We start from the raw sequence: 2,912 nt of genomic DNA, 5'->3' as shown, positions 1-2,912 counted from the left end.
TTGTAACCGTCAAGTAAAATTAAACAGTTTTTCACAAATAAGTTTAAACAGTTTTCACCAATTAAGATTCAACAGTGTGATGTTGAAATAAAGCTTTTCTATATTTCATTCGAATACTATCAGCCTCCTTGTCAAATGTGATAATCTCACTTCGATGAAGTAAGCGATCCAAAATAGCGGTTGTTAATGTTGGGTCTCCTAAAAACTTCCCCCATTCTCCTGGCCCTTTGTTTGATGTTAAAATGAATGCAGCTTTATCATATAGATCGTAGATAAATTGAAAGAATAAGTTAGCTTCCTGAGCCTCGTATGTCATGTACATCACGTCATCAATAATAATCAAATCAGATGTGATGATCCGTTTATATCGGGTTTTTGATTTATTGGTGTATTCTTTAGTTTTTAAAACGTACATGAGCTGACTCATGGAGATGAAGGATACTTGGTATCCTTTCTCCACGGCATGTATTCCTAATGCTATCGATAAATGAGTTTTCCCAGCCCCAGTGGGGCCCATCATAATTAATGTGAAATACTCTTCAATCCAATTCAATTCTTTTAGAACATTAAGTTGCTTTTCTCCAATTGCTGATTGCTCTTTCAAATTATAGTCTTCAAAAGTTAATTTCTCTGGAAACTCAGCCCACTTCATTAATCTTTCATTATTCTTTTTCTCTCTACAGCTCATTTCGTAACTCAAGATTTCGTGAATGAATTCATGATAAGTCCAATTTTTTGCTTCTGCTTCTCGCATTAGGTTCGGTAACTCTTTCGCTGTCTCAGCGAGACGTAGGGTGCGAAATTTGTCTTGTAATAATTCAAAAGGATGGGTCATATTAATCTCTACCTCCGGCTAAGACTTTTAAATAAATATCTTCAGATCGTTCTGGCGCAATCAAATCCTTATATTTCTGATTCAGTTCAATAGCCGTAGGAGAGTCCTTTTGGCTCTGTACAGATAGAGAGTTGGCAATATCCCGAAAATCATTTGCACTTGTCATGTTTAGTCTTTTCATCTCATCTAATGCTTGTTCACAATGATTAGGGTAAACATTTATCGCTTGTTTAAGTACTTTTAATTGATCTGTTAAATGTCGAGGGTATCGCTCCTTTAATTGATGTATTAACCACTGTATATTTTCTTTATCCAAAAATACATCTTCGATTTGTTTGATTAATAATTCTCGTTTAGATGTTCCGTATTCTCGATGGGCAGGGTCAGAAATAACACGACCTCGTTCACTAGAAATTCTATGTTTGGCTATTATTGAGCCAGTTTGCTTTAATCTTATAGTTAACCAACCATCATTTTCTTGAACATAAGCAATATTAGGCGCATCTGCTCTGAATGTACCTTTTGGTACACTATAACGATTTCCTCCAAAACGAATGACATTGTCCTTTTGTATGCTTCTTGTTATACTAGAAACGAGAATATTCTCGAAAATATAGGTACCAGAGACTTTCTTTAAGTGTTGCTTTTCGAGGGCGTGCACTTCAGAAGGTCTCTTTTTTATATTATGATGTACCTTATAGTTGCCTGTTCGTTTGAGCCAGGCGTGACAAGATTGATTCCAATCTGTGATGTTATCAAATACACGGTTTTTGCTGAAGTTATTTTTGATAAACTTAACGACTTGTTCAATTTTCCCTTTCGATTCTGGATCACTTTTTCTACAAAGATATATATTAAATTGTCGTGTTTGATGATACTTGGTAAATTCCGATGTCATAATCAAATCACCTGCATTTTCACTTACTGCTAATAACGCATCCTGATCATAAACAATTTCTTCAGGCATTCCCTCAAAATAATAGAAAGCATTCTCATGCATTCGAATAACATCAGCTGTACGAAACGGACGATCTAACCACTCCGCATATTTATACCTTGAATGAGAAAGTATAAATGCAATAAAGTACAAACGCTTATTATGACCATCTTTATCTTTTACCACTGTTTGACCAAAGTCTACCTGTACTTGTTTTCCCATTGGTAGTTCTGGTACGGTGGAGTATGTACGTTGAACCATTACTTTTGGGATGTGATATCGATCCCTTAATTCATTCAAGTAATTCCGAACGGTATTTTCAGCGACCTCTTTAAAGTTGAATTTCTCCTCCAGCCAATCATAAACTTGTGCTCCTGATAAATCAGGATGTTCTCTTAACCACTCAAGTATTTGATTATGATATGGGTCTAATTTTTTCTCTCTAGTCCGTAAGGAACCTACAAACTCTTCAAATTCCTCAGTCGTCATATTCAAATAATCAATGACTGTATTTCTCGATATTTTTAACTTCTTTGCAATTGCACTTTTTGAGAATCCCTCTTTATATAAACGGTGGATCTCGATGTAATTCATAAACCTGTTCACTCCTAATTCCTCACCTTCAATAAACTAAATATTAGTATATTGAAAGAAAGCTAGTTTTGGGGAACTGTTTAATCTTATTTGGGGAATTCTGTTGATTTTTGTTTGTGGAAAACTGTTAACTCTAGTTTAGCGTTTACACTAGTACTCTAGCTAATAAAAGGAGAATAAAGATTCCGCAAATTACAATCACAAATACGAACAATAATGTGTTCGCAAAAAATGCTGATGTTGTTCTACTAACTACAGTAGACTCCCTTTCCTTCTCCAACTCACACTTAGCAACGATTTTCATTATTGATTTTATCATTCATTTAATGACGATAAGAGGTGGCGGAGAAACACTAAAAACGTTAGAAGAATTAGATGTATTAAGTGAAAGATTTGGGTTTGTGGATTGATATTTAGAAGTGATGGAGAGGACAGGGTTTCTCCACCTCTTTCTTATATAGAAGAGGTGAGATGCAACACATTCGTCAATAAAGAGTAATTTACAAGAAATCTTTATATTAAAACCTAGTAAATTGGAGAATTTAA

Annotated in this window: 3 protein-coding genes; 1 reads left to right on the top strand and 2 read right to left on the bottom strand. The window is 34.6% G+C overall.

The genetic code is table 11. The features are described 5' to 3' along the window. Positions 1-61 precede the first annotated feature (61 nt). Together istB and istA are read right to left on the bottom strand one after the other, a co-directional pair. Positions 62-835, bottom strand: a complete 774-nt coding sequence (istB, locus tag CD30_RS18785) for an IS21-like element helper ATPase IstB (protein ID WP_036180608.1) — start codon at positions 833-835, stop codon at positions 62-64. A 1-nt stretch (position 836) separates the two neighbouring features. Further along, positions 837-2,366, bottom strand: a complete 1,530-nt coding sequence (gene istA, locus CD30_RS18780) for an IS21 family transposase (protein ID WP_036180604.1) — start codon at positions 2,364-2,366, stop codon at positions 837-839. 218 nt (positions 2,367-2,584) lie between these two features. On the opposite strand from istA, the gene CD30_RS18775 reads away from it, so the two are divergent. Further along, a complete protein-coding gene (locus tag CD30_RS18775) occupies positions 2,585-2,776 on the top strand; it encodes a hypothetical protein (RefSeq protein ID WP_036180601.1) in 192 nt (63 codons plus the stop codon). Positions 2,777-2,912 lie beyond the last annotated feature (136 nt).

This window comes from Ureibacillus massiliensis 4400831 = CIP 108448 = CCUG 49529 (assembly GCF_000772965.1).
In the GTDB taxonomy this organism is placed as follows: domain Bacteria; phylum Bacillota; class Bacilli; order Bacillales_A; family Planococcaceae; genus Ureibacillus; species Ureibacillus massiliensis.
The sequence above is the reverse complement of the archived record's forward strand: the minus strand, read 5'-3'. Positions and strand labels throughout refer to the sequence as shown.